The organism is Amycolatopsis orientalis DSM 43388 (genome assembly GCF_000411975.1).
Taxonomy (GTDB): Bacteria; Actinomycetota; Actinomycetes; order Mycobacteriales; family Pseudonocardiaceae; genus Amycolatopsis; species Amycolatopsis orientalis_D.
Genome location: NZ_ASXG01000079.1, coordinates 44188 through 69016 on the forward strand (window position 1 = coordinate 44188; position 24829 = coordinate 69016).

The window sequence follows — 24829 nt, forward strand, 5'->3', positions numbered from 1 at the left end:
CCGGCGCGGCGGTCACTTGGCGACGCTCTTCCAGCCGTCCTTCAGCTGCTGCGCCAGCGTGTTCGCGTCGATCTGGTTCGCCAGGAAGCGCTGGTAGGCGGGCGTCGCGACGGTGTCCTTCCACTGCGCGTACTTGCCGGCGAACAGATACGGCGCCGAGGTCAGGTACTTGCCCGAGGCCAGGATGGTGCTCCAGCCCTTCTTCGCGCTGAGCTTCTTGTCGAGCGCTTCGCGAGCGGAGTTGCTCGCCGGGATCAGCGTGTCGGCCTCGTTGAGCGCGGCGAGGTTCTCGGTGCTGGTGAAGTACTCCAGGAACTTCGCGGCCTGCTCGACGTGCTTGGAGTCCTTGTTGACCGACAGCGTCTGCGGGTTGGCGGCCTGCGCCGGTCCGGCCGGGCCGGCGATCGGCGGCAGCGCGATCCAGTCCAGGTCCTTCGGCGCGTCCTTCTCGATGTTCGCCGCCTGGTAGGAGCCCTGCACGGTCATCGCGACCTGGCCCGCGTAGAACGGGGCCAGCGCCTTGCCGCCGGACTGGGTCAGCGTCACCGGCAGGATCGAGTGGTCGGTCGCGTTCATGTCGTGCACCAGCTGCGGCAGCGCCATTTCGCCCTGGCCGACGCTGATCTGCGCCTGGTCTCCGGTGCCCTCGAAGTACTTGCCGCCGAAGCCCGGGGCCATCGCCACGAACGTCGCGGTCGGGCTCGACAGTCCCCAGCCGAGGCCGTACTTGCCGTCCTTCGTGGCGGTCTTGGCCAGCTGGCGCAGCTGGTCCCAGGTCATCGTTTCGCCGGTCGGGATCTGCGCGCCGGACTGCTCCAGCAGTTTCTTGTTCGCGAAGACCATATAGGACTGCAGCTCGGTCGGGTAGGCGACGACCTTGCCGTCCACGGTCACCGAGTCGAGCACGCCCTTCGGGATGTCCGCGCGCTTCTGCCCGGACAGGTAGGGGGAGAGGTCGGCGAGGTAGCCGTCGGCCGCGAACGGGCCGATCCCGGCGGCCTCGTAGTGCACGATGTCCGGCGCGGTGCCCGCGTTGAACTGGGTGATCAGCTTGTCGTAGGCGCTGTCCCACCCGGCCTGCACGACCTTCACCTGGGTGTCGGGATGCGCCTGGTTCCACGCCCCGACGATCTTGTTCGTGGCGGCGATCGCGGCGGGCTGGTCCGACAGGGACTGGAACGTGAGGGTGACCGGGCCGCCGTCCCCGCCGCCGCTGTCGCCGCCGCCGCACGCGGCGGCGAGCAGGCTGACGAGGGCGAGGCTGGCGGCGGCTGCCGCGCGTCGTGTCTTCATCGACCGACCTTTCGAAGGGGTTTCCGATGGGGTGGGGCTCATCCCTTCACCGCACCGGCCATGAGGCCGCCGGTGAGTTTCTTCCGCAGGAGGCTGAAGAAGGCGATGCTCGGGATCGCCGCGAGCACCGCGCCCGCGGCCAGCGGGCCGAGGGCGACCTTGCCCTCGCCGCCGATGAACATGGTGAGCGTGATCGGCAGCGTGTAGTTCTCCGGCGACTGCAGCAGCACCAGCGCGAAGAAGAACTCGTTCCACGACGACACGAAGCTGAACATCGCCGTCGCGACCACGCCAGGGGCCAGCAGCGGGAAGACGATGGTGCGCAGCACGGTGAACCGGTTCGCGCCGTCCATCGCGCCGGCCTCCTCGAGATCCACCGGGATCGCCGCGACGTAGCCCTGCAGCATCCACAGCGCGAACGGGAGGATGTAGGTGGTGTGCACGAGCGTCAGCCCGACGAGGCTGTCGGCGAGGCCCAGCGTCCGCAGCACGAGGAACAGCGGCAGGATCACCAGCACCACCGGAAACACCTGGCTGACCAGGATCCAGGTGACGCCCGCGATGCGCAGCTTGCCCTTGAGCCGGGCCAGCACGTAGGCCGCGGGGACCGAGATCAGGATCGCGAGCACGGTGCTGGCCAGCGCGACCAGCAGGCTGTTGAACGCCGAATGCAGCAGGCCCTGCCGGGAGAGCGCTTCGCCGTAGTTGTCCCAATGCCATTCGCCCGGGATCAGGTTGACCGACAGCGAGTTCAGCTCCGCCGACGACTTCACCGACGCGGAAATCAGCCACAGCAGCGGGAACCCGAGGAACAGCAGGTACAGCACGAGAGCCAGGTACTGCGCGGGGCGCACGGACCAGCGCATCGATCACCGCCCCCTTTCCGGACGGTCGCCGCGGAACTGCGACCGCAGGTAGATCGCGAGCAGCGCGACGACCACGATGACGAGGACCAGCCCCATCGCGGCGGCGTAGCCGATTTCGCGGTTCTTGAACGCTTCGAGGTACACGAACAGCACCGGAACCATCGTTTTGCCGCCCGGGCCGCCCGCGGTGAGCACGTAGACGAGCGAGAACGAATTGAAATTCCAGATGAAATTGAGCGAGGTGATCGAGCTGACGATCGGGCGCAGGCTCGGCCAGGTCACCGCGGTGAACCGGCGCCAAGCACCGGCGCCGTCGACCGCGGCGGCCTCGTGCAGTTCGGCCGGGATCTGTTGCAGCCCAGCGAGCAGCGTCACGGTGGTCTGCGGCATGCCGACCCAGACGCCGACCACGATCACCGCTGGCAGCGCGGTATTGAAATCGCCGAGCCAGTTGATTCCGTCCGGCAAGCCGATGCTGCCGAGGAAGGCGTTGAGCGGACCGCCGTTGGCCGAATAAATCATTTGCCACATGATCGCGACGACCACCGGCGGCATCGCCCACGGAATGAGCGCGAGCACCCTGGTGAGGCCCTGCAGTTTGAGACCGGAGTTCAGCAGCAGGGCGAGCCCCATCGCGGCGGCCAGTTGCAGGACCGTCACGCCGACTGTCCAAATCAGACCGATCCGCAGCGAATCCCAGAACAGCGAGTTCCCGCCGAGGCGGACGAAGTTGTCGATCCCGGCGAAGCCGAAGTCCGGATGCCGCACCAGCCGGGTGTCGGTGAAGGCCAGCACGACGCCGATCGCCAGCGGGGCCACCGACAGGACCAGGATCGGGATCAGCGACGGCATGACCAGCGCGATCGCCTCGCGCCGGCGGGTCCGGGCCTGAGTCGTTCTCCTGGGGCGAGGCGGGGGAGCGGGGACGGCTCGCCGCGCCTGCGTGGCGGTGGTCATTCCGCGTCCTCGCCCTTCTGGTCCATTGCGGAGTCCTGAGTGGACTCCCGGACGAACAGCTCGGTCCCGACCGAGATCTGCTGCGCCGGGGCGTCCGCGTCCTCGGTGAGCCCGAGCATCAGCCGGGCGGCGGCGCGCCCGCGCTCGGCCGAACCGAGGGACACGCTGGTCAGCCGCGGCAGGAAGACCTGCCCGAGTTCGGTGTCGTCCATCCCGGTGACGGCGACGTCGCGCGGAACGCTGAGCCCCCGTTCGCGGGCGGCGCGGATGGCTCCGATCGCGAGCAGGTCGTTGGCTGCGACGATCGCGTCCGGCCGTTGTGGACGGTCGAGCAGCTTCCGGGCGGCCTCGATTCCCGCTGCCACCGTGAAGTCGGCCGCCACCTCGACGGCGGTGCCGGCAGTGAAGTCCTTGGCCGACACCGCCTCGTCGAAACCGCGCTGCCGCGAGGAGCCCGGCGTGGTGTCGAGCGGCCCGTTCAGGAAGCCGATCCGGCGGCGGCCCAGCGAAACCACGTGCTGCACCGCGGCGCCGATCCCGGCGGCGGAATCGGTGGAGACCGAACTGATCCCCCGGTCGCTCATCGCCCGGCCGATCACCACGACCGGCACCGGGGCCTGGCCGATCTGCTCGATCAGCTCGTCGTCGGTGCGCAGCGGGATGACGATCATGCCGTCGACGAACCCGCCGTGCAGGCTGCGCATGAGCTCGGCGGTCGACGCCGCGGTGTCCCCAGTGGACATCACCACGACCCGATACCCGTGCGGGGCGAGGACTTCGTGGATGCCCCGCATGATCTCGACGTAGACCGGGTTGCCGATGTCCGCCACCGCGAACGCGATCTGCGACGTCTTCTTCAGCCGCAGCGACCGCCCGATCGCGTCCGCGCTGTACCCGAGCTCCGCCGCGGCGGCCCGCACGCGCTCGACCATCGCCTTGCTCGCGCCGGTCCCGTGCAGCGCGCGCGAGGTCGAAGCCAGCGACACGCCGGCGCGCTCGGCCACCTGGATCAAGGTGGCTCGGGTTGACGTCATCGTCCCTCCCAGTCGGACACTGCGGCAGCGGTACGGAAACCGCTGTTGGAAACGTTTCCAAGCTACGTCCTGGATGGTTTGGAAACGTTTCCAGGCGGCGCGCGAATCATGTCACCCGGATGGCGGACGTGTCAACGGAGCGGTCGCGGGGACCGGGATCTGTGATGTCCGCGTGACGTGCGGGGGTTCGGCGCGGGTTAGGCGGAGCGCCAGTCGGCGCGCACGACGTCCGCGGCCGAGGGAGCGCGGTCGGGATCGGTCAGCCACTGCAGTGCGGTCCCGACCAGCAGCGAGTAGTAGTGCGCGCCGATCGCGTGGACGTCCTCCGTGTCGGCGTCCGGTCCGAGATCGCCGAAAGCGCGGGCGAGCGCGACGCGGGCCAGCTGCTGGCCTTCCGCGTTGATCTTCCGCACCTTCTCGTCGTGCTGGAGGTAGCTGACGCTCTCGAAGTTCACGAACCAGAGCTCGCGGTGCTCCTGGATGGACTCGATGATCCGCGCCCAGCGCCGCTCCGGCCCGGCCTTTTCGCCTGCCGGGTCCGAGAGGACGGCGAACAGCATTTCGCCCCACTCGGTGTTCAAGTCGGACAGAGCCTGCGTGAGCAGCTGCTCCTTCGACCCGAAGTGGTAGTTGATCGACGCCTGGTTGGCCCCGGAGGCGGCGACGAGGTCGCGCACCGTCGTGCGCGCGTAACCGGCCTTGAGGAGGCATTCCCGGGCGGCGGTGATCAGGTTCTCGCGATGTCCCACGCGTGCTACCGTATCAGGTAAACGTTCGTTTTAAACGATCGTTCAGGACACTGGGAGGACTCGAGATGACCGCACCCGCGATCCGCACCCGGCGGCTGCGCTGCCGCTTCGAAGGAGAAGGCGGCCCGGTCGACGCGCTGCGGGGCGTCGACCTGGACGTCCCGCGCGGTGCCTTCGCCGCGATCATGGGCCCGTCGGGCTCGGGGAAAACGACGTTGCTGCACTGTGCTGCCGGGCTGCGCGCCCCGACCGAAGGCACCGTCGAACTGGACGGCGCCGATCTGTCCGCTTTGGACGAACCACGGCTGGCGCAGCTGCGGCGCCAGCGGATCGGTTTCGTGTTCCAGCAGTTCAACCTGCTGCCCGCGCTGACCGCGGCGGAGAACATCGAACTGCCGTTGCGGCTGGACGGTCGCCGCCCGGATCCGCAGCGGACCGCCGCGTTGCTGGCGCAGGTCGGCCTGGCACAGCGCGGCGGACACCGGCCGGGCCAGCTCTCCGGCGGACAGCAGCAGCGCGTGGCGGTGGCCCGAGCGCTGGTGACGGATCCGGAGGTGGTGTTCGCCGACGAACCGACCGGCGCGCTGGACATCCGCAGCGCGCGGGAAGTGCTGCGCTTGCTGCGTCACCTGGCGGACCGCGGCCAGACGATCGTGATGGTGACCCACGACCCGGTAGCGGCGTCGTATGCCGACGCGGTGCTGTTCCTGGCCGACGGTTTGGTGGTCGACCAGCTGTCCCGGCCGACCGCGGCGACGGTGGCCAACCGGATGGCGGTGCTGGTGGAGTCAGCGGAGCGGGCGGCGAACGCGGTGGGTGCCCGATGAACCGGCGCACCGGACAGTCCGAAGTGGACTTATGCGGCGGCTGGCTGGCGGGTGCCGCGCGGACGAGCGGTTCGCAAGCTCCGCGGCGGGTGTGGGCAGTGTGTCCGGGGAGAGACCGGCGTGGAGTAGGTGGCTTGCCGTCGACGGCCGATCGCAGGCGCAGGCGGCTCATCCGGATCGGAGTTGAGATGGCGGGGCTTGCTGGTGGGGCGGGACTTTCGCCTGGTGGCACGGCGGGTGCTGGTCGAGCCTTCGATGAGGCGTCGACCGGGCGGAGCTTGCTGGCGCGGGCGCGATCCGCGGGGTGCTTGGCCTGGCGGCGGTACCGCGCGGGCTGTTCGCGAATCCGGAGGGAAGTTGGCTGGGCGGGCCCTGCTGGTGCGGTCCGGCGGTCGTCGTCGGTGGATCGGCGGGGCGTTGGCGGTGAGACCGCGCGTTGGCCGTGTCTTCGAAGGGAAGTTGGCTGGGCGGGCCTTGGTGGTGTGGTCGGGCGGTCGTCGTCGGTGGATCGGCGGGGCGTTGGCGGCGAGATCACACGGGCTGTTCGCGAATCCGAAGCGAAGCTGGCCTGGCGGACCTTGGGTGGTCGTGCGGCTGCCGTCGGTGACCCGGCGGGGCGTTGGCGGTGAGATCACGCGTGCTGCTCGCGAATCCGAAGCGAAGTCGGTCCGGTGGACCTCGTTGATCTGGTCGGGCGGCTGCCGTCGGTGGGTCGACGGGACGTGGCGGCGAGACCGCGCGCTGGCCGTCTCTTCGAAGGGGAATTGACATGCTGAAACTGGCCCTGCGACTCTTCGGCCACCACCGCGCCGCCGCTGTGGCGACCGGGCTGGTCGCGCTCGTCGGGATGGCTCTGGTGGTCGCCATGACCGCCCTGCTCGGCACCGGGCTCTCCGGCGGCACCGCCCCGGCCGACCGGGGATTTCTCACCCAGTTCCCGCTGATCCTGGGCGGCTGGGTGGTGGCGATCGTCGTGTTCGCGATGGTGTCGACGATCAGCGTCACGCTCGCGGCGCGGTCCGGCGAGATCAGCGGGTTGCGGTTGATCGGCGCGGCGCCGCGGCAAATCCGGGTGCTCGTGTCGATGGAAACCCTCGCGATCACCGCCGTGGCCGCGCTGCCCGGGCTGGGGCTCGGCTACCTGCTCGGGCTTCTGCTGCTGACCGGGGTCCGGTCCACCGGGCTCATCGCGCCGGCGACGTCGTTCGCACCCGGCATCGGGCTGCCGCTGGTCGGCGTCGCGGTGGTGCTGCTGGCCGGAGTTCTCGCGGCGTGGATCGGCAGCCGCGGTCCGGCTCGGCGCAGCCCGGTGGAAGAGGTCACCGGCCCGCGCCGGGTCAGGACTGCGCGACCGCGGCGGATTGCCGCGATCGTGGTGCTGGCGGCGGGTTTCGGCTCGGCCAGCGCGGTGCTCGCCCTGCCTGCCGACTCGATCGCGACCACTGGACTGACCGGTCCCGCCGTAGTGCTGTGCTCGATCGGCTTCGCCGTTCTGGCCCCGGAACTGATCTCCGCGGCCAACCGGATCGTCGGCCGCCTTTCGCGCGGTGCGAAGAACGCCGAGGCGCACCTGGCGGGCGTGAACCTGCGCGCCGCTCCGGAACGCGCCCGTCCGATCGTCACCTTCCTGACCCTGCTGGTCGGCGTCTCCGCGGGCACGCTCGCCATGCAGGGCATCGAAAACCAGCACAGCGCGCCGGGCAGCACCGCCGACGTGCTGGCGTCGATCAACTACCTCGTGGTCGTCCTGATCTCGCTCTTCATGGCGATCGCGCTGACCAACAACCTGGTGGCCGCGATCGGCGACCGGCGGACGGAATTCGCGACGCTGTCGCTGATCGGCTCGACCGCCCGGCAGGTCCGCGGCATGCTCCTGCGCGAAACCGCCGCGGCGGCTCTGCTGGCGATCGTCGTCGCGGTCGTGGGGGCGGTGCTGTGCGTCCTGCCGTTCTCCATCGTCAAGACGGGCAGCCCGGCGGCCGCGTTCGGCGCCTGGCCGTTCGCGGTCAGCGCGGTTTTCGGGGGAGGGGTGGTACTGCTGGTGACGGCGTTGGCCGGGGCGCGGGTGATTCGCGCCGCGGCGGTGGCCGCGTAGCAGTCGCGGCTCTGCGGAACCGGGGAGGTTCCTGCGATACTCGGCGCATGATCTTGATTGTCCTCAAAGCACAGATCCGCCCCGAGAAGCGCGCCGAATGGCTCGAAGGCGTCCAGCGCTACACCGAGCAGGTGCGCGGCGAACCGGGCAACGTGTCGTTCGACTACTACCAGAGCGGCAGCGACGAGAACGAATTCGTCATGGTCGAGGTCTTCGCCGACAGCGCCGCCGGGGACGCGCACGTCGCCACCAAGCACGCGCAGGAATTCTTCCCGTTCATGTCGACGGTCGTGGCGAAGAAGCCGCAGATCAACTACCAGAACCTCGACGGCGAGGCCTGGTCGGAAATGGCCGAGGTCACCCCGGTCGACTAGCCGCGACGCGTGGCCGGGGCGCGGACCCCGGCCACGCGTTCAGCGCTGGTGCACGATCCGCCCGTCCAGCACCGTGGTCGTCACGTGCACCTCGCCGAACTTCTCCGGGCTGGTCTGCTCGAGATCGGCGTCGAGGACCACGACGTCGCCGAGTTTGCCCGGCGTCAGCGAGCCGATCCGGTCGTCCATGCCGAGCGTGTACGCCGCGTCGAGAGTGTGTGCGCGCAGCGCCTCGGGCAGGGAAATCGCTTGTTCCGCACCGATGTCCGCGCCTTCGCGGGTCTGCCGGAGCATCGCGTTCGCGATCGTGTGCAGCGGCTTGAACGACGAGACGAACGAATCGCTGGACAGCGCCGGGCGCAGGCCCGCGTCGAGTTCCTCGCGGATCGGCTGGAGCCGGTGCGCGCGGTCGCCGAGGCGGCGCAGGAAATCCCCGCCGCTGTCGTGCAGGAAGTTCGGCTGGTTCACCGGGATCACGCCCAGCCCGGCGAACCGGCGCACGTGCTCGCGGGTCGGATAGCCGCAGTGCTCGACGCGAGGGCGGAAGTCGTCGCCGTACGCGCGCGAGCCCGCCTCGAGTGCGCGCAGCGTGTTCTCCATCGCCAGATCGCCCTGGGTGTGCACCGCGACCCGCCATCCGGCCCGCGCGGCGCGTTCGACCAGCACGGTCAGGTCGTCGGCGGACCAGTAGAGGCTGCCGGTGAATTCGCCGTGCTCGCCGTACGGTTCGCTGAACACCGCGGTCCCGCCGATGAGCGTGCCGTCCGAGTAGAACTTCATCGCGCCGAGGCTCAGCCAGTCGTCGCCGAACGGGTCGCCGAGTCCGACCGCGGCGAGTGCGTCGAGCTGGTGCGACAGCGGCATCGCGACCGTGCGCACCGGGAGCCGCCCGGCCGCGCGGGCGGCCCGGTACACGCGCAGTTCGCGGGCCGACACCTGCGGGTCGGCGATGGTCGTCAGCCCGGCTTCGACGTAGTGCCGGCCCGCGTCGCCGAGCCAGCCCGACAGTTGCTCGAACGGCAGATCGGTGTGGAAATTCGGGCCGTGACAACCGATTTCGACCGCGACCGGCAGCAGCAGCTGCATCGCCGAGTCGAGGACCATGCCGGTCAGCCGTCCGGCCGCGTCGCGGAGGAACCGGCCGCCCGCCGGATCCGCGACGTCGCTGCCGATGCCGCGCCACTCCAGTGCGGTCGAGTTGACCACCGCGTGGTGGCCGGAGACGTGGTAGACGATGACCGGATGTTCGGTGGTCGCCTCGTCGAGCCGCTGCCGGGTCGGCCGGCCTTCCGGATACTTCGCGTCGTCCATGCCGAAGGCGCGGATCCATTGTCCCGCAGGCGTTCGCGCGGCGGCCTTGGCGACCATTTCCACGAGGTCGTCCACAGTGGACACAGCGGGATAGCTGGCATCCTCCGCGGCGAGGGATTCCGCGGTGGACAACAGGTGGTTGTGCGGGTCCACGAAGCCGGGCAGCACCGTCGCGCCGGACGCGTCCACTCGTTCGGCCTCCGGGGCGGCCTGCGCGACCGCCGCCGGGCCGAGCGCGGCGACGCGTCCGTCGCGGACGAGCACCGCGTCGGTCTCGGCGAGGTCCGGGTCCATGGTCAGGACTCGGGCGCGGTGGATCAGGACGTCAGCCACGGGCGGTCTCCGTTCGGTGGGGCTGGGGGACGTCGTCGGACAGCTGCGGCGCACCGCGCAGACACGCGATGCTGATCAGGCACATCACGACGAGCAGGACGATCACCGGGGCCACGCCGCCGAATCCGGCGACGAGCGCGGTGCAGGCCAGCGGCGAGAAGCCGCCGAAGACGGCGCCGGCGACCTGGTAGGACAGCGAGATGCTGGTGTAGCGGGCGCGGGCGGGGAACATCTGCGCGAGGATCGCCGCGATCGGACCGTAGGTGGCGGCCATGACGAGCCGCATCAGCGACAGCGTCAGGAAGATCAGTCCGGCGCTGCCGCTGCCCATCACCAGGAACTGGGGCGCGGCCAGCACCGCGACGCCGAGCAGCCCGGCGATCACCACCCGCCGCCCGCCGACGCGGTCGCCGAGCCAGGCCACGCCGACGGTGGCGACGAGTTCCACGAAGGACGCGATGCTCAGCCCGGTCAGCACGAGTTCCTCGCTCACGTGCAGATCGGCCGTCGAGTAGCCGAGCAGGAAGGTGGTGACGATGTAGTAGCCGCCGACGGCCACCGGCAGCGCGCCGATCCCGCGCAAGATCTGCCGCCAGGAGGTGCGCAGCGCGAGCCGCACCGGCAGCTCGGCCACCGGGGCCGCCTGCCTGAACACTGGCGATTCCTCGACCTTGAGCCGGATCACGAGACCGACGAGCACGAGCACCGCCGACAGCAGGAACGGCACGCGCCAGGCGCCCGCGGCGAGCGCCCCGTCGCCCTGGCCGGCCAGCAGGCCGAAGAGCCCGGACGCGAGCAGCGCCCCGGCCGGGTTCCCGAGCTGCGCGAACGAACCGTAGAACGTCTTGCGCCCGGCCGGTGCGTGTTCGACGGCCATCAGGACCGCACCGCCCCATTCGCCGCCGACCGCCAGCCCCTGCGCGAACCGGAGCACGACGAGCAGCAACGGCGCGAGCACCCCGGCGGTGGCGTAAGTGGGCAGCAGCCCGGTCGCGAACGTCGCGACGCCCATGATCAGCAAGGTCGTCACGAGCGCCGCTTTGCGCCCGACGCGGTCGCCGAAGTGCCCGAACACGATGCCGCCGAGCGGGCGGGCGAGGAACCCTACCGCGTAGGTCGCGAACGACGCCATGAGCCCGACCAGCGGACTGGTGCCTTCGGGGAAGAAGAGTTTCCCGAACACGAGGCTCGCGGCGGTCGAATAGGCGTAGAAGTCGTACCACTCGATGGTGGTGCCGACGAACGCCGCGGCGGCCGCGCGGCGGGCGCTCGAGACGGATGCGGTCATGGGGGCTCCCACTGCTCCGGGGGATCGGTTCGGGCCACGCTAACCGCGGAACCGGCCGGAACCCGCTGTACGATGTGTCCTTTGCCGAAGATCGTTTTGTGCGAACCGCACTGGGAGGCGGCTGTGCTGACCGTGGCCGGCGTGCTCCGGTTCGAAGGGCTCGAGCTGGGCTTGCTCGCCGGGCGGGCCGGACTGGGCCGGGAAGTGTCCTGGGCGCACGCGATCGAGGTCGCCGATCCGGTGCCGTGGCTGCGCGGCGGCGAGCTGGTGCTGACGATCGGGCTCGGCCTGCCCGCCGACGAACCGGGGCGACGGGCGTATGTGCGGCGGCTGGCCGAAGCGGGCGCGGCCGGGCTGGGGTTCGCCGCGGAAGTGCTCGACGCGTTGCCGCCCGAGGTGCTCGACGAGGCCGAGGCATGCGAGCTGCCGGTGGTCGGCGTACTGGGCACGACGCCGTTCATCGCCGTCAGCCAGGCCGTCGCGCGCTGGCACGCGGAGGCAGCGCTTCGGGCGGAGCGGCACGCGATCGCCGTGCAGGAAGCGATCGCGCGGGCGGCGCTGCGCTCCGGCGACCGCGGGATACTGGCCGAGCTGGCGAAGGGCGTCGGCGGCGAAGCGCTGCTGCTGGACGTCGAGGGGCGGCCACGCGCGGCGCATCCGGCCGGGGAGCGCCCCTGGCACGGACGGGCGCGCGATCTCGTCGCCGGGATGGCCGGACCGGCGCAGGCCGCGGGCGCGGAGGAGCGCGACGGGCGGTATCTCGTCGTGCACAGCATCGGGCTGTCCGGGCATCCGCGCGGCTGGCTGGCGGTCGACAGCCCGGCCGGCGACCCGGCGCATCAGCGCCTGCTGGTCAGCCACGCGGCGGTGTTGCTGGGCATGACTTTGCTGGGCATCCGCGCACTCCGCCGCACCCTGCACGAACAGCGGGCGCGCTTGCTTCCCGCGGTCGCGGAACCAGACGCGTCGCTGTTGCCGGAGCCGCCGTTCGAGGTCGTGGTGTTCGCGCTGGCGGTCGACGATCCGCTCGCCGCGGTGCTCGACGCGATCGCCGACGTGGCCGGGAAAACCGACCAGGAGCGGCTCCTGCTGACGCCGTGTTCCGGCGGCCTCGCGGCGGTGCTGCCCGCGGCGGCCGGGCTCGGTGCGCGGATCCGGGCCAGGGCCGCGGAACTGACCGGGGTCGCGGTCGGCTGCGGCGCGAGCATCGCGGTGGACGTGGCCGGGATTCCCGCCGCGATCCGCCGGGCAGCGGATGTCGCGCCCGCCGATTCGTCCTATGTGGACGCTGAGGAGGCGTCGTCGTGGGGGCTGCTGCGCGAGGCATTGCGCCCGGCGGCGCTGGCCCCGTTCACCACCGCGGTGCTCGGGTCATTGCGCGAACACGATCGCCGCACCGGCAGCGAACTGGTGCCGACGCTGCGGTGCTACCTCGACGCGGACGGCAACCTGGAAACCACTGCACGGGAGCTGGGCGTGCATCGCAACACGGTGCGGACCCGGTTGCGGACGGCCGAGCGGGTGTCTCGGCGGCGGCTGGACCGGCCGCGGGACCGGTTGGAGTTGTGGCTCGCGTTGGCGGCGGAAGATCTCTGAACCGGGGTGGTCACTTTCGCCGCTGGGTTGATTCCCGCAGCCGCAGTTCCGGAGTCAGGAACACCGGCCCCTCCGGGGTTTCCGCGCCGGACAGCCGGGCCAGCATCAGCTCCACCGCGCGTTCGGCCAGCGCTTCATGGGTCAGATCCATCGCCGTGATCGGCGGGCTGCTCGTCCGGGCGTGTTCGCTGTCGGTCAGCGCGGCCAGCAGCAGATCGCCCGGGATCCGCAGGCCTTCCGCGGCGGCGGCGTCGGCGATCAGCGGGGCGAAATCGCTGGTCGCGACCACGATCGCGTCCGGCCGGCCCGGGCCGGACAGCAGCGGCTGCACGAGTTCGGGCACGTCTCCGGGAGTGAGACCCTCGCTGAGCAAGGCGGTCCGCGGCGGCAGCGAGCGCCGCTCGCACCACGCCAGATAGGTTTCGCGCGGCCGCCGGTTCCAGGCGTTGTCCTCGGTGCCGGAAAGCAGCAGCACGTCGCGCGCGCCCTGGTCGTAGAGGTGGTCCAGCAGCGCCTCGACCACCGGCGGGTAGTCCAGCCGCACCGCCCACGGGAGATCCGGCTGTTCCGGGTCTTCCTCCACGGTCACCACCGGCAGGCCGCGGCCGAGCAGTTCCGCCAAAGCGGTGTCGCCGCCGTACGGGTGGGCCACGATGCAGCCGTCCATCGGCACGCTCGCCACCGCCGGGTCGTGCAGGTCGGGCACGTGGATCAGGCCGGTTTTGCGCCGCAGCATCTCGGTCGCGATCGACCCGACGAGCCGGTTGAACGTTTCGGCGCGGTCGGGCGTGCCGGCCACCGCGTAGCGGGGTCGCAGGATGAGCCCGACCAGGCCGGACCGTCCGGTGCGCAGCGAGCGCGCGTTCGGGTTCGGGTCGTAGCCCAGCTCCGCGGCGGCCTCGCGCACGCGCGCCTTCGTCGCCGCCGAAATCGGCCGGCGCCCGGAAAGCGCGTGCGAAACCGTGCTGATCGAGACCCCGGCCCGCTCGGCGACCTCCCGGATCGTCACCGGCCGTTTGCCGCCCTCGGCGTCCACCGTCGTTCCCCTCCGCCCTGCCTCCGGACGGCCCAGTATCGCCCACCGGCCGGCCGCCGAGGTCTTGACACGGCCCCGGCGCGCGGGTTTGATGCCGCGAAAGCTCATCAAAACGTTTTGATGATGATAGGAGGCGCCATGGCCGCCCCGCACGAGCCCGCCCCGCCCACCTCCGCCGCCGCGCCGACCGTCGGCGACGTCTGCACCGGGATGGGGCTGACCCGACGGCATTGGCTCGCCGGATCGGTGCTGTTCTTCGCGTTCGTCGTCGAGGCCTGGGAACAGGTCGGGCTCGTGTACGTGTCGAACGGGATCGCCGGCGAATTCGGCGTGGACAACACGAAACTGGGCTGGGCGCTGTCCGCGGTGGCGTTCGGCATGGTGCCCGGCGCGCTGGTGTGGGGCGGGCTGATCGACCGGCTCGGCCGCCGCCGGGTGACGGTCGCGAGCCTGCTGCTTTACGCGGTGCTCGCGCTGGCCGCCGGGCTTTCGCCGGCCTTCTGGCCGTTTGTCGCGCTGCGATTCCTGTCCGGCGTCGCGTTCGGCGGGGTTTACGCGGTCACGTTCCCGTACTTCCTGGAACTGCTGCCCACCGCGCGTCGCGGCCAAGGCGCGGTCGCGCTCAGCATCGGGTTTCCCATCGGCACCCTGCTGTGCATCGGGGTGAGCCAGTCGCTCGGGACGATCAGCTGGCGGGCGGTCGCGGTGGTCGCGGCGCTGGCCGGGCTGTGGGCGTTCGCCGTGCTGCGGTGGGTTCCGGAATCGCCGTACTGGCTCGCCCGGCGCGGCCGTCACGCGGAAGCTGCCGCGGTGCTGCGTGGGCTTGGCGCGGAAATTCCGGCTGACACCACGTTTTCCGTCGAGGACGCCGACCGCAAGGCGGGCGCGGTGCGCAACCTGTTCCGTTCGCCGGTGCGGCGGCGGTTCCTGCCGATGCTGCTGACGTCGTTCACTTTCAGCTGGGGCTACTGGGGATTGCAGACCTGGCTGCCGGTCCTGCTGCAGAACCGCGGGCTGAGCGTGTCCGGCGCGCTGTGGTTCGTCGCGGTGACGCAGGTCGTGTCCGTTCCCGGCTACCTGCTCGCCGCGTGGCTGACCCGCCGCCACGGGCGCAAGCGGATCTTCCTGCTGTTCGCGCTGGCCTCGGCGATCGGCGGCGTCCTGTTCGGACTCGCCACCGGTTCCGCGCAGCTGTACGCGGGCAATCTGATCCTCGCGTTCTTCTCGCTCGGTGCGTGGGGCATCTGGAACACCTGGTCGGCCGAGGTGCTGCCGACCGGGCTGCGCGGCGTCGGCTATTCCTGGTCCACCTCGGCGATCCTGCTGGCCAACACCGTTTCGGTGCCGGTCATCGGCGCGATGATGGACCACGGCGTGGCGTCCTCGCTGACCGTCGCGTCGATCATGGCCTTCCTCGTCGTCGCCTTGCTGGCCGTTCTGCCGCTGCCCGAGACCGAGGGCCGCGCGCTCACCTGATTTCCCTTACTCGACAAGGAGTTCTCATGACCTACCGGGTCGCCATGGACATCGGCGGCACCTTCACCGACGTGGTCGTCCACGACGGCGCGACGCGGCGGCTGCACGCGGGCAAGGTGCTCACCACCCCCGACGACCTCGCGCGCGGCGTTTTCGGCGCGCTCGAAGGGTTCGACCTGCCGTTCCCGGAGATCGAGTTCTTCGTGCACGGCACCACGCAGGGCCTGAACGCGCTGCTCGAACGACGCGGCGCGAACGTGCTGATCCTGACCACGAAGGGGATCGGCGACGTCTACCGGATCGCGCGCGGCAATCGAAACCGGCTGTTCGACCTGCACTACCGCAAGCCCGAACCGCTCGTCGGGCCGGAGGCGGTCGCGGAGGTCGCCGGGCGGCTCGACGCCACCGGCGCCGAACTCGAACCGCTCGACGAGGACGCCGTGCGGCTGGTCGCGAAGCGTGTGCGGGAAGAGGGTTTCGAGGCCGTCGCGGTGTGCTTCCTGTTCTCCTACTTGGATTCCGGGCACGAGCGGCGGGCCGGCGAGATCCTGCGCGACGAACTCGGCGACGACGCGCTGGTCGTGCTCTCCCATGAGGTCGCGCCGGAATGGCGGGAGTACGAGCGGACGTCGACGGCGGTGCTCGAGGCCTACACCGGCCCGTCGGTGCATCGTTACCTCGACCGCATCGAAGCGCGGTTCACCGAGAAGGGGCTGCATGTCCCGGTGCACGTCATGCAGTCCTCCGGCGGTCTGGTCAACGCCGGGTTCGCGCGGCGGCACCCGTTGCAGACGCTGCTGTCCGGTCCGGTCGGCGGCACGATGGGCGGCGTCGCGGCGGCGAAGCTGCTCGGCCGTCCGGACCTGATCTGCGTGGACATGGGCGGGACCTCGTTCGACGTGTCCCTGGTGATGGACTACGCCGCCGACGTCTCGCCGGACGGCGAGGCGGAGGGTTTTCCGCTGCTGATGCCGCTGGTCAACCTGCACACCGTCGGCGCGGGCGGCGGTTCGCTCGCGTACGCCGAGGGGGACGCGCTGCGCGTCGGTCCCGAATCGGCGGGCGCGGTGCCCGGTCCGGCGTGCTACGGCCGCGGCGGCACGCAGGCGACGGTCACCGACGCGAACTGCGTGCTCGGCCGGGTCGATCCGGAATCGTTCGCCGGCGGCGGCATGCCGCTCGATCTCGGCGCGGCGCGCACCGCGGTCTCGACGCTGGCCCGGCAGCTCGACATGGACCCGGTCGAGCTCGCGTCCGGCATCTGCGACGTGGGCAATGCCAAGATGGCGCAGGCGATCCGCACCTTGACCGTCGAGCACGGCCGCGAGCCGGGCCAGTTCGCGCTGCTCGCGTTCGGCGGCGCGGGACCGATGCACGCGGCGTTCATCGCGCAGGAAATCGGCATCACCGAGGTGATCGTGCCGCGGTTCCCCGGTGCGTTCTCGGCGTGGGGCATGCTCGAGGCGGACGTCCGGCGGGACTTCACGATGCAGTTCTTCGCCAATGGAGCCGAACTCGACACCACCGCCCTGCGCACCGCCCTCGATTCGCTGCGCGACCAGGCGCTGGAAGCGTTGCGGGAACAGGGAATCCCGGAAGACCGGCGGTCGGTGACGCACGGCGTCGACATGCGGTACGAAAGCCAGGACTACACGCTGACCGTGCCGATCCTGGACGACGATCCGGTCGACAGCCCGGAGTTTCTGCCCGTGGTCGAAGCTCGCTTCGCCGAGATCCACCACCAGCGCTACGGCCACGCCACTCCCGGCGCGCCAGTGCAGTTCGTCGCGCTCCGCACCACCGGACACGGCGTCGTCGACCGGTCCGCCGCGTCCGCCGAAGCCAGCGCCGAACGACCGGACCCGGTGGTCCGCGACGTCGTTTTCGCCGGTCGGGCGGTGCCCACGACGATCGTGGCGCGTTCCTCGCTCGCCCCGGGCAGCCGGTTGTCCGGACCCGCGATCGTGCACGAGGAAACCGCCACCACCGTCGTCCCGCCCGACGCCGAACTCGCCGTCGACGACCACGGATTCCTGGTCGTCACCCTCGCGGCCGCCGACCACCTGCAGGAGGACCACGCGTGAGCATCAGCCCCGTCACCACCGAAATCATCCGCTCAGCGCTGATCCAGGCGGCCGAGGACATGAACATGACCCTGATCCGGTCGTCCTACACGCCGACGATCTACGAGGGCAAGGACTGCGCCGTGGCGCTGCTGGACCGGAACCACCGCGTCCTCGGCCAGTCGTCGGGGCTGCCGATTTTCCTGGGGAACCTGGAGATCTGCACGAGTCACACCGAGGACTTGTTCGGCGCGGGCGTCTGGCAGCCCGGCGACGTGTGGGTGCTCAACGACTCCTACATCGGCGGCACGCACCTCAACGACTGCACGGTGTACGCGCCGATTTTCGTCGACGACGAGCTGGTCGGCTTCGCGGCTTCGCGCGCGCATTGGATCGACATGGGCTCCAAGGACCCCGGCGGTTCGATGGATTCCACCGACATCTACCAAGAAGGCCTCCGGATGGGGCCGACGCGGATCGTCGCGGGCGGCGTCGAATGCGCTGACATCCTGCGGCTGATCGAGACGAACGTGCGCTTCCCGTACGTCACCCTCGGCGACATGCGTGCGCAGATCGCCTGCGCCCGGATGGGCGTGCGGCGGCTGGGCGAGCTGTTCGCCCGCTACGGTGCGGAAACCGTCGACGCGGCGCGCGAGCAGATCTTCGCCCAGACCGAACGGCTGGAGCGGGAACGGATCGCGGCGATCCCGGACGGCGAGTACGAGGCGACCGGATATCTGGACAACGACGCGATCGACCCGGACACGCCGCTGAAGGTGCGCGTGCGAGTGGTCGTCGAGGGCGAATCGATGACGATCGACCTCACCGATTGTGCCGACCAGGCCGCCGGTCCGGTCAACTGCGGGCGCTCCCAGGCGATTTCGGCCGCGCGGGTCGGGTACAAACTGCTGATCTCGCCGCAGGTGAGCCTTAACGGCGGTTCGTTCGCGCCGTTGGACGTGCAGGTCCGCGACGGTTCGATGCTCGGCGCGCGGGAGCCCGCCGCCTGCCAGTACTACTACTCGAGCCTGGGCATGCTGATCGACCTGGTGGTGGCCGCGCTGGCGCCCGCGATGCCGGACCGCGTCGCCGCGGCCAGCTACGGCGATTCGATGATCGTCCAGTTCGCCGGGGACCATCCGCGGACCGGCGAACCGTTCGTGACGCTGGAGGCGACCGTCGGCGGCTGGGGCGCCTGGGAGGGCGGCGACGGCGAGACGGCGCTGATCAACAACGTCAACGGCTCGCTGCGCGACCTGCCGGTCGAGGTCGTGGAAACGCTGTATCCGGTGCGGGTGAACGAATACCGCATCCGCACCGGCTCGGGCGGCGCGGGCCGCTGGCGCGGGGGCGACGGCGTGATCCGGGAGTACGTGATGGAGGCGGATCAGGATCTGTCGCTGTGGTGGGAGCGGTCGGTGACGCCGGCGTGGGGCCTGTTCGGCGGGTCGGCCGGTGCGCCGCCGCGGGTGGTGCTGAACCCCGGGACGCCGGATGCCCGGGAGATGCTGAAGGTGAACAGCCTCCGGGTGCACCGGGGGGACGTGCTGCGGTGCGAATCCGGCGGGGGAGGAGGGTACGGAGTTCCGGAACCTGCTGGGGCGTAACCGGACCTTGGCCGGGCCGGGAGATTCGGTCTTCCGGCCCGGCGTTCGTGCCAAAGCTGCGCGGCCGAGGGGCGATACGGCATTGCTCGGCCGCCGCAGGATGACCGTCTATTGTGGAGCGTCGGCTATTCGGCCGGTCTCGCGCAGGTGGTCGAAGATGATCTGGTCGACCGGGGACCCCCGGGCCCGGTCGGCGTAGGTCAGCCAGACGATTTCCGCGATCTCGCTGCTGGGGGTCAAAATGCCGCGATAGCCGGCGGTGTAGCAGGTCATCCGGACCGCGGTGCCGGCGGCGTGGCCGTGCGCTGGGGCCTGGAAGGTGCCGAAGTAGCGGGCACTGCCGGGCGTGATGGCGACGGCGAGTTCCTCGTCGATCTCCCGGACGAGAGTCTGCAGATCGGTCTCGCCGGGTTCGCGTTTGCCGCCGGGCAGGTAGTAGACGTCCTTTCCCCGGGAGCGGGTGCTGAGGATCTTGCCCGCGTCGAACCGGATCCAGGCGATCTTGTCGATGACGGTCACGGGGCGTCCTTTCGCGGAGGCGTACGCCGGTGAAGGTAGCCGTCGAGGCGGGGGCGGTCCAACTGGATATGCTGGCAGCGCAATGGAATCGTCATCTGGCCGCCCGGTGCTCTTCCTCGACGTCGACGGAACGCTGCTGCCGTTCGGGCCGGGCCGCGCTTCGCCGGTGGGCGAGCCGGGTGCTCTGCTCGATCGACTGGATTGCCGGTTGGGGCGGCGGCTCACCTCGCTGTCCGCCGGCCTGGTGTGGGCGACGACGTGGGAGGACGAGGCCAACACCGAGCTCGCGGCGCGGCTCGGCCTGCCGCCGCTGCCGGTCGTGCGCTGGCCGGAATCTTCGCCGGAGACAGAACGCGAAGACCGGTGGTTCGGCGTGCACTGGAAGACCCGGACCTTGGTCGGCTGGGCGCACGGCCGCCCCTTCGTCTGGGTGGATGACGAGATCGCCGACGGAGACCGGGAGTGGGTGCTGGCTCGGCATTCCGGCCCGGCCTTGCTGCACCGCGTCGAGCCGAACCGCGGTCTCGAGGAGCGGGACTTCGCGGTCATCCGCGAGTGGTTGCGGGCGCTCAGCTCGTAACGAACACGGAGCCGTCGGGGGCGTTCAGGGGCGGACCAGGCGGGCATGGAGCTCCCCGTCTGCGGCAAGATCGGCAAAGCGCACCCGATCAGCGCCGAGATCCGTAACTGTTACGGTAAGTCACCGGATAGTCCACGGGGAGAAGAAACCATGCCGGGTCGGCCATCGGTTCTGCGACGGCGACAGTTGCTGTGCGGTTTTCTCTCGAGCGCCGCGCTGCTGGCGGCGGCCTGCGGCCAGCCGGACGCCGTAGCTAAGCCACCGGCGGGGCCTCCGGCGCGCGGTGCGGAAGCGCCGCTCGCGTTGGTGTACAACGGGCCGCAGGGCTGCGAGGATTGCGCACCCGCCGTGGCGGAGGTGCTTCGCCGGGCACCGCAGCATTATCGCGTCGAGTACGTGGGGCCGGGCACGGGGAAGCCGCTCACCTCGGCCGCCCTGGCGGCGGCGCAACTGTACGTCCAGCCGGGCGGCGGGCAGGATCTCGACCGGACTTGGCAGGACCTCGACGAATCCGCCGACGCGGTGCGCGACTGGGTCCGGGGCGGCGGGAGCTATCTCGGACTGTGCTTCGGCGGCTATCTGGCGGGCCGCGATCCGGGGTTCGGCCTGCTGCCGGGCGACGCGCACGCGTACGCGGGAACTCCCGGCTCCCCGGTTCCGGACGAGCGCGACACCGTCATCGAGGTGAGCTGGCGAGGGAAGCCGCGGCACCTGTATTTCCAAGACGGTCCGGCGTTCCGGCTGAACGAGGGGGCCGACGCGACAGTGTTGGCGACCTATCCCAACGGGGCGCCCGCGGTGGTCGTTGCTCCGTACGGCAAGGGAAAAGTCGGGGTGAGCGGGCCGCATCCGGAAGCCGACGCCTCCTGGTACGACGAACAGGGGCTCACCAATCCCGACGGCGTCCGGACGGACCTCGCTGACGACTTGATCGAGACCACCGTCTCGCGGTAGCGGACAATCGTTGGCACGCGGGCCTTGCGCGGGTCGAAGCGGCGGTCCGATCGGAATCAGTTCGGCGGCTGCTGCGGTCCCTCGCCCGGGCTGGGCTGCGAGTACCCGGACACCTGGCCGGGATCCGGCTGCGGATAACCCGCCTGCGCGTAGCCGGGCTGCGGATAGCCCGCCGGCGGATACCCGGGCTGGCCGTACCCGCCCTGCGGGGCGAACCCCGGCTGGCCGGCCGCCGGGTATCCGGAGCCGGGCTGCGGCGCCCGGTTGCTCTTCGCGACCGCGAGTGCGACCAGCAGCCACGACAGCACCTCGAGAAGGCTGAGCGGGATGCCCACGATCAGGAAGATCGTCGACATCTCCGACGCGCTCAGGTGATCCGACGCCATCCAGGACGCGACGTTCGTCAGCATGAGCCGCCAGGCGATGTTCAGCGCCGTGGCGACGAGCATGACCGCGAAGGCGGCCACCATCAGCCCGGAGACGCCGCGCGAGCGCCGGTTGATCGAGAGGATCAGACCGAACAGTCCCGCGACCAGGAGCAACGCCTGCGGGAGGATCTCGAGAATCGTGCTGGTCAGGGTCGTCATACCGGGTCTCCGCTCCAGGAAGGTCAGGCAGATCCTAGGGGCTGGCCCGGTGCCGGGTGGGCGGTTCGGCGAGATGCCCGGTCACGAAACGGCGTCAGCTCTGGTGCGCGGCACGGTATCCGGCGAACCGCTCGTCGACTTCCCCGGCGGTCAGGCCGAAGCCGCCGAGGTCGTAGCGGTGCCTCGGCTTCGCCTCTCCGGACCGGCTCCGCTCGTGCAACGTGGTCATCGCGGCGCGTGCTCGCGGCGCCAGCTCGAGACCGAAGTGCTGGTAGACGCTTTCGACGGTGCCGATCGGATCGGCCACGAAGTCCTCGTACTGGACGTCGAAGAACTGGGCGGGGCGGTGCTTTGCCCGGGCGGCCGCGAACTGCTCCGCGCCGCGCGCCCACAGGTCGAGCTGACTGCGTCCGACGACCTCGCCGCGGAAGGTGTCCGACCAGCCTTCCGACGCTTGTTCGGTCAGGCTGCACACCGACGCGATGACGGTGCTGGGCGCGCGGTGGGTCTGCACGATCAGCGCGTCGGGGTAGACCGCCAGCAGCTCGTCGAGCGCGAACAGGTGGCTCGGGTTCTTGAGCACCCAGCGGCGGCCGGCGTCGGGCAGGCCGATCAGCTGCAGGTTGCGCCGGTGCCTGCGGTAGGCGTCGGTCCAGTCCTGGCCGTCGAGCCAGCGCGAGTAGCCGGGCACGTGCGCGAGGCATTCGTACGAGACCGACTTCAGCGACTGCCGCAGCAGCTGCCAGCATTCCTCGACCTGGTCGGCCGACATGTGGTGCAGGCCCATGAATTCGGGATGCTCGACGTGATGCTGCTCGTACCCGGCCTGAATCGCTTGGAAGACCGGGTTGGCCGGCCACGTCTCGCGCGGCGGGCGCGGCTGCGGCATCTCGGTCAGCCACACTTCGAGGCCCTGGTGTGCCGGGTCTTCGGTCAGCAGCCGGTGCAGCGCGGTGGTTCCGGTGCGCGGCAGCCCGGTGACGAAGACGGGCCGTTCGATGGGCACGTCGGCGTGCTGCGGATGCTGCTTCCACGAAGCTTCGCTCAGCAGCCGCGCGACCAGCGCCCCGCGAAGGAAAGCACGATGGACTTTGTTGCCGTACGGGGTCAAATCGGCTTCGTCGGCGTAGGAATCGAGCAGCACGCGCAAGCCTTCGAGATATTCGCCGCCGCCGAAATCGTCGAGGCCGGTGAGTTTCGTGGCGGACGCGTGAAGGTCCTCGACCGTGCCGACGCTGTCTCGTCCTGGACGCATGCTCTTCCCCTCAGTGGTGGTATTCGCCAGCGTTGACATCGAGGCATTGCCCGGTGACGCAGCGGGCGAGCGCGGACGCGAGGAACACGACGGTGTCGGCGATCTCGTCCGGCTCCGGGAGACGGCGCAGGTCGATCGTTTCCGCCGTTTCCGCATACACCTGCTCCGCGGGAACGCCGCGTTCCTTGGCCAAGTACGCGAAGTACCACTTGAGCGAGTCCGCCCAGATGTAGCCCGGCGCGACGGAATTGACCCGGATTCCGCGCGGCCCGAGCTCCGAGGCGAGGCTTTGGGCGAGGGCGAGCAGACTCGCCTTGGCCATTTTGTACGCACCGAAAGTGCGCCGCGAATGCCGCAGCACGGCCGAATTGATCATCACCACCGAGCCGGCGCTCTCGGCGAGCGCGGAGGTGCAGAGCCGGGTCAGCCGGAGCGCGGCGAGCACGTTGGTTTCGAAGCCGGCGCGGACCGCGTCGAGATCGACTTCGGCGAGATCGGTGATCGGCGGGATCGCGAAAGCGTTGTTCACCACCGTGTCCAGCCGTCCGAACTCGCTCAGCGCGGTCTCCACGAGCTGGGTCGCCGAGGCGTCGTCGGTGATGTCCGTCGGCACCGGGACGGCACGGCGGCCGAGCGCTTCGACCTCGGCGGCGACTTCGGCGAGCCGGGATTCGGTGCGCGCGGCGAGGACGACGTCGGCCCCGGCCGCGGCGGAGCGCAGGGCGAGGGAGCGGCCCAGTCCCGGGCCGATCCCGGACACGAGAACGACTTTGCCGGCCAGGAGGTCCATCGGGTCAGCCCAGCATCCTGGCCGCGACCGCGGCCTGTCGCGCGGCGATCCGCTGTGCCCATTCCTCGGGGGTCACGCGGGCTTCTTCGTGGAAGGGCAGCCGTTCGGCCAGTTCGCCGAACTTCACCACCTCGACCTCAGGGCCGTCCGCCGCGGTCAGCTCCCGGGACAGCCGCTGCCAGCGGATCTGCACGTAGCCGCGGTCGTGGCCGGTGCGTTCGAGCCAGTTCGCGAGACCGGGGTCGCGCTCGCTGATCACGAACCGCATCCTGCCGTCCGGGTCGACCCGGGCCTGGTCGGCGGTGAGGCTGGTCTGGCGGTGCACGTAGTCGAGCGAGACATACCACGGGCTGCCCAGCTGAATGCCCTGGTACGGCGCGTCCGACCGGGGCACGGTGACGATCATGACCTCGTCGTCGGCGAGTTCGTAGTGCCCGGCCGAGGAGTACTGCGTGGGCAGGCCGCCGGGGGTGCTGCGCGGTTCGGTCATCGTGTTCGCCGGCAGGTTCAGGTAGAACCACTTCGGGAAGGCGAGGAACGTCCGCAACCGGCTGAGCAGGATCTTCCCGGTGACGCCGTAGCGTTTCTCCATCGCGGTGCGCGTCGGCGCGGGCGGCGCCTGGCCGGTGGTGCCGGCACAGCGAAGCTGGATCGTGCCGCGCCGCTCGGTCGCCCAGTCGCTGTAGACCTCGCGGACGACGAGCATCGACGAACCCGGGCCGAGCACGAAATAACCGGGCTCGGGATCGGGTTTCGCCGGTCCGAAGCGGATCTCGAAGGAACCGTCGGCGGCGATCGGGATGTCGCGGTCGTCGAACGCGGTCACGCTGTCGGGCACCTCGACCGGCGTGTAGTCGCCGTTGAGGACCTGGAAGCTGAGGTCGGCGGTGGTGCCGCGGGTTCCGGTGACGACGTATTCGCGGTCCTCGCGGACGTTCGCGTTGAAGTACAGCGTGTCCGGGTTGTCCAGGCCCATTTTCGTGTACGGGCCGGTGGAGAGGGTGAAGTACGGGAAGTCCCGGTCGTAGGCCCACGCCGTCTGGACCGAAGCGCGGATGCTCCCGGCGAGGTAGTCGTAGCCCTCGATCAGGTCCTGTTCGGTCCGGACGTGCGGGGCGTCGGCGATGATCTTTTCGGCTTCGGCGATCGCGGCGGCGAGCGGTTCGGTCAGCACCGGAGACTCCTCCCGCTGGTCCAATTCTGTACCGGAGTGGTACGTTTGGTGTCCGTTGAGGCTAG

Annotated in this window: 22 protein-coding genes; 9 read left to right on the forward strand and 13 right to left on the reverse strand. The window is 70.5% G+C overall.

Features of this window, described 5'->3' with window-relative positions; genetic code table 11:
- Window positions 1-12 precede the first annotated feature (12 nt).
- The 5 genes from L942_RS15845 to L942_RS15865 all read right to left on the reverse strand — a co-directional run bounded on the left by L942_RS15845 (window position 13) and on the right by L942_RS15865 (window position 4899).
- Window positions 13-1293 (reverse strand): ABC transporter substrate-binding protein, encoded by a 1281-nt coding sequence (locus L942_RS15845; RefSeq protein WP_037360830.1) that lies wholly within the window; start codon window positions 1291-1293, stop codon window positions 13-15.
- A 38-nt stretch (window positions 1294-1331) separates the two neighbouring features.
- Window positions 1332-2159, reverse strand: a complete 828-nt coding sequence (locus tag L942_RS15850) for a carbohydrate ABC transporter permease (protein WP_037360833.1) — start codon at window positions 2157-2159, stop codon at window positions 1332-1334.
- A 3-nt stretch (window positions 2160-2162) separates the two neighbouring features.
- A complete protein-coding gene (locus L942_RS15855; RefSeq protein ID WP_037360835.1) occupies window positions 2163-3116 on the reverse strand; it encodes a carbohydrate ABC transporter permease in 954 nt (317 codons plus the stop codon).
- Complete coding sequence (locus L942_RS15860) at window positions 3113-4150, reverse strand: LacI family DNA-binding transcriptional regulator (RefSeq protein WP_037360837.1); 1038 nt, start codon at window positions 4148-4150, stop codon at window positions 3113-3115. The genes L942_RS15855 and L942_RS15860 overlap by 4 nt, the downstream gene beginning before the upstream one ends.
- A gap of 197 nt (window positions 4151-4347) precedes the next feature.
- Entirely contained in the window at window positions 4348-4899 is a 552-nt protein-coding gene (locus L942_RS15865) for a TetR/AcrR family transcriptional regulator (protein ID WP_037360840.1), read from the reverse strand.
- 65 nt (window positions 4900-4964) lie between these two features.
- Between L942_RS15865 and L942_RS15870 the strand changes: the two genes are divergently transcribed.
- The 3 genes from L942_RS15870 to L942_RS15880 all read left to right on the forward strand — a co-directional run bounded on the left by L942_RS15870 (window position 4965) and on the right by L942_RS15880 (window position 8195).
- Entirely contained in the window at window positions 4965-5726 is a 762-nt protein-coding gene (locus tag L942_RS15870) for an ABC transporter ATP-binding protein (protein ID WP_037360842.1), read from the forward strand.
- A 769-nt stretch (window positions 5727-6495) separates the two neighbouring features.
- Window positions 6496-7821: an FtsX-like permease family protein gene (locus L942_RS15875; protein WP_037360843.1), complete on the forward strand. Its 1326-nt coding sequence runs from the start codon at window positions 6496-6498 to the stop codon at window positions 7819-7821.
- A gap of 47 nt (window positions 7822-7868) precedes the next feature.
- A complete protein-coding gene (locus tag L942_RS15880; RefSeq protein ID WP_037360844.1) occupies window positions 7869-8195 on the forward strand; it encodes a putative quinol monooxygenase in 327 nt (108 codons plus the stop codon).
- Between the two features lie 39 nt (window positions 8196-8234).
- Here the strand turns inward: L942_RS15880 and L942_RS15885 are convergent, their stop codons facing one another.
- Both L942_RS15885 and L942_RS15890 read right to left on the reverse strand, forming a co-directional pair.
- The gene (locus tag L942_RS15885; RefSeq protein ID WP_037360845.1) at window positions 8235-9839 is read right to left on the reverse strand and encodes an amidohydrolase; all 1605 of its coding nucleotides are present in this window, start codon (window positions 9837-9839) and stop codon (window positions 8235-8237) included.
- Entirely contained in the window at window positions 9832-11127 is a 1296-nt protein-coding gene (locus L942_RS15890) for an MFS transporter (protein WP_037360846.1), read from the reverse strand. Before L942_RS15890 ends, L942_RS15885 begins: the two co-directional genes overlap by 8 nt.
- 81 nt (window positions 11128-11208) lie before the next feature.
- Between L942_RS15890 and L942_RS15895 the strand changes: the two genes are divergently transcribed.
- A complete protein-coding gene (locus L942_RS15895) occupies window positions 11209-12723 on the forward strand; it encodes a PucR family transcriptional regulator (protein WP_051166009.1) in 1515 nt (504 codons plus the stop codon).
- Window positions 12724-12733: 10 nt separating this feature from the next.
- On the opposite strand, the gene L942_RS15900 is transcribed toward L942_RS15895, so the two are convergent.
- A complete protein-coding gene (locus L942_RS15900; RefSeq protein WP_037360847.1) occupies window positions 12734-13759 on the reverse strand; it encodes a LacI family DNA-binding transcriptional regulator in 1026 nt (341 codons plus the stop codon).
- A 138-nt stretch (window positions 13760-13897) separates the two neighbouring features.
- On the opposite strand from L942_RS15900, the gene L942_RS15905 reads away from it, so the two are divergent.
- The 3 genes from L942_RS15905 to L942_RS15915 are packed head-to-tail and all read left to right on the forward strand — an operon-like array spanning window position 13898 to window position 18905.
- Entirely contained in the window at window positions 13898-15235 is a 1338-nt protein-coding gene (locus tag L942_RS15905) for an MFS transporter (RefSeq protein ID WP_037360848.1), read from the forward strand.
- Window positions 15236-15261: 26 nt separating this feature from the next.
- A complete protein-coding gene (locus L942_RS15910; RefSeq protein WP_037360849.1) occupies window positions 15262-17319 on the forward strand; it encodes a hydantoinase/oxoprolinase family protein in 2058 nt (685 codons plus the stop codon).
- Window positions 17316-18905, forward strand: a complete 1590-nt coding sequence (locus tag L942_RS15915) for a hydantoinase B/oxoprolinase family protein (RefSeq protein ID WP_037360850.1) — start codon at window positions 17316-17318, stop codon at window positions 18903-18905. Before L942_RS15910 ends, L942_RS15915 begins: the two co-directional genes overlap by 4 nt.
- Window positions 18906-19013: 108 nt before the next feature.
- Here the strand turns inward: L942_RS15915 and L942_RS15920 are convergent, their stop codons facing one another.
- Window positions 19014-19424, reverse strand: coding sequence for an NUDIX hydrolase (locus L942_RS15920; protein ID WP_037360852.1), 411 nt, complete (start codon window positions 19422-19424; stop codon window positions 19014-19016).
- Window positions 19425-19506: 82 nt separating this feature from the next.
- Between L942_RS15920 and L942_RS15925 the strand changes: the two genes are divergently transcribed.
- Window positions 19507-20004, forward strand: a complete 498-nt coding sequence (locus tag L942_RS15925; protein WP_037360854.1) for an HAD domain-containing protein — start codon at window positions 19507-19509, stop codon at window positions 20002-20004.
- 150 nt (window positions 20005-20154) lie between these two features.
- Window positions 20155-20958, forward strand: coding sequence for a BPL-N domain-containing protein (locus L942_RS15930; protein WP_037360856.1), 804 nt, complete (start codon window positions 20155-20157; stop codon window positions 20956-20958).
- A 56-nt stretch (window positions 20959-21014) separates the two neighbouring features.
- Here the strand turns inward: L942_RS15930 and L942_RS15935 are convergent, their stop codons facing one another.
- The 4 genes from L942_RS15935 to L942_RS15950 form a co-directional block, all read right to left on the reverse strand.
- On the reverse strand, window positions 21015-21545 hold the full coding sequence (locus L942_RS15935) for a hypothetical protein (protein ID WP_063695780.1): 531 nt from the start codon (window positions 21543-21545) through the stop codon (window positions 21015-21017).
- A gap of 94 nt (window positions 21546-21639) precedes the next feature.
- Window positions 21640-22800 carry a sulfotransferase family protein gene (locus tag L942_RS15940; protein ID WP_037360859.1) on the reverse strand — a complete coding sequence of 387 codons (1161 nt, stop codon included), beginning with the start codon at window positions 22798-22800 and terminating at the stop codon, window positions 21640-21642.
- A 10-nt stretch (window positions 22801-22810) separates the two neighbouring features.
- The gene (locus L942_RS15945) at window positions 22811-23590 is read right to left on the reverse strand and encodes an SDR family oxidoreductase (protein WP_037360861.1); all 780 of its coding nucleotides are present in this window, start codon (window positions 23588-23590) and stop codon (window positions 22811-22813) included.
- A 4-nt stretch (window positions 23591-23594) separates the two neighbouring features.
- Window positions 23595-24764: a DUF1214 domain-containing protein gene (locus L942_RS15950; protein WP_037360864.1), complete on the reverse strand. Its 1170-nt coding sequence runs from the start codon at window positions 24762-24764 to the stop codon at window positions 23595-23597.
- Between the last annotated feature and the right edge of the window lie 65 nt (window positions 24765-24829).

Excerpts from the sequence above, each read along its gene's own strand:
- L942_RS15845 (WP_037360830.1), bottom strand. The coding sequence starts at position 1,293 with ATGAAGACACGACGCGCGGCAGCCGCCGCCAGCCTCGCCCTCGTCAGC.
- L942_RS15850 (WP_037360833.1), bottom strand. The coding sequence starts at position 2,159 with ATGCGCTGGTCCGTGCGCCCCGCGCAGTACCTGGCTCTCGTGCTGTAC.
- L942_RS15855 (WP_037360835.1), bottom strand. The coding sequence starts at position 3,116 with ATGACCACCGCCACGCAGGCGCGGCGAGCCGTCCCCGCTCCCCCGCCT.
- L942_RS15860 (WP_037360837.1), bottom strand. The coding sequence starts at position 4,150 with ATGACGTCAACCCGAGCCACCTTGATCCAGGTGGCCGAGCGCGCCGGC.
- L942_RS15870 (WP_037360842.1), top strand. The coding sequence starts at position 4,965 with ATGACCGCACCCGCGATCCGCACCCGGCGGCTGCGCTGCCGCTTCGAA.
- L942_RS15875 (WP_037360843.1), top strand. The coding sequence starts at position 6,496 with ATGCTGAAACTGGCCCTGCGACTCTTCGGCCACCACCGCGCCGCCGCT.
- L942_RS15880 (WP_037360844.1), top strand. The coding sequence starts at position 7,869 with ATGATCTTGATTGTCCTCAAAGCACAGATCCGCCCCGAGAAGCGCGCC.
- L942_RS15890 (WP_037360846.1), bottom strand. The coding sequence starts at position 11,127 with ATGACCGCATCCGTCTCGAGCGCCCGCCGCGCGGCCGCCGCGGCGTTC.
- L942_RS15905 (WP_037360848.1), top strand. The coding sequence starts at position 13,898 with ATGGCCGCCCCGCACGAGCCCGCCCCGCCCACCTCCGCCGCCGCGCCG.
- L942_RS15910 (WP_037360849.1), top strand. The coding sequence starts at position 15,262 with ATGACCTACCGGGTCGCCATGGACATCGGCGGCACCTTCACCGACGTG.
- L942_RS15925 (WP_037360854.1), top strand. The coding sequence starts at position 19,507 with ATGGAATCGTCATCTGGCCGCCCGGTGCTCTTCCTCGACGTCGACGGA.
- L942_RS15930 (WP_037360856.1), top strand. The coding sequence starts at position 20,155 with ATGCCGGGTCGGCCATCGGTTCTGCGACGGCGACAGTTGCTGTGCGGT.
- L942_RS15935 (WP_063695780.1), bottom strand. The coding sequence starts at position 21,545 with ATGACGACCCTGACCAGCACGATTCTCGAGATCCTCCCGCAGGCGTTG.
- L942_RS15940 (WP_037360859.1), bottom strand. The coding sequence starts at position 22,800 with ATGCGTCCAGGACGAGACAGCGTCGGCACGGTCGAGGACCTTCACGCG.
- L942_RS15945 (WP_037360861.1), bottom strand. The coding sequence starts at position 23,590 with ATGGACCTCCTGGCCGGCAAAGTCGTTCTCGTGTCCGGGATCGGCCCG.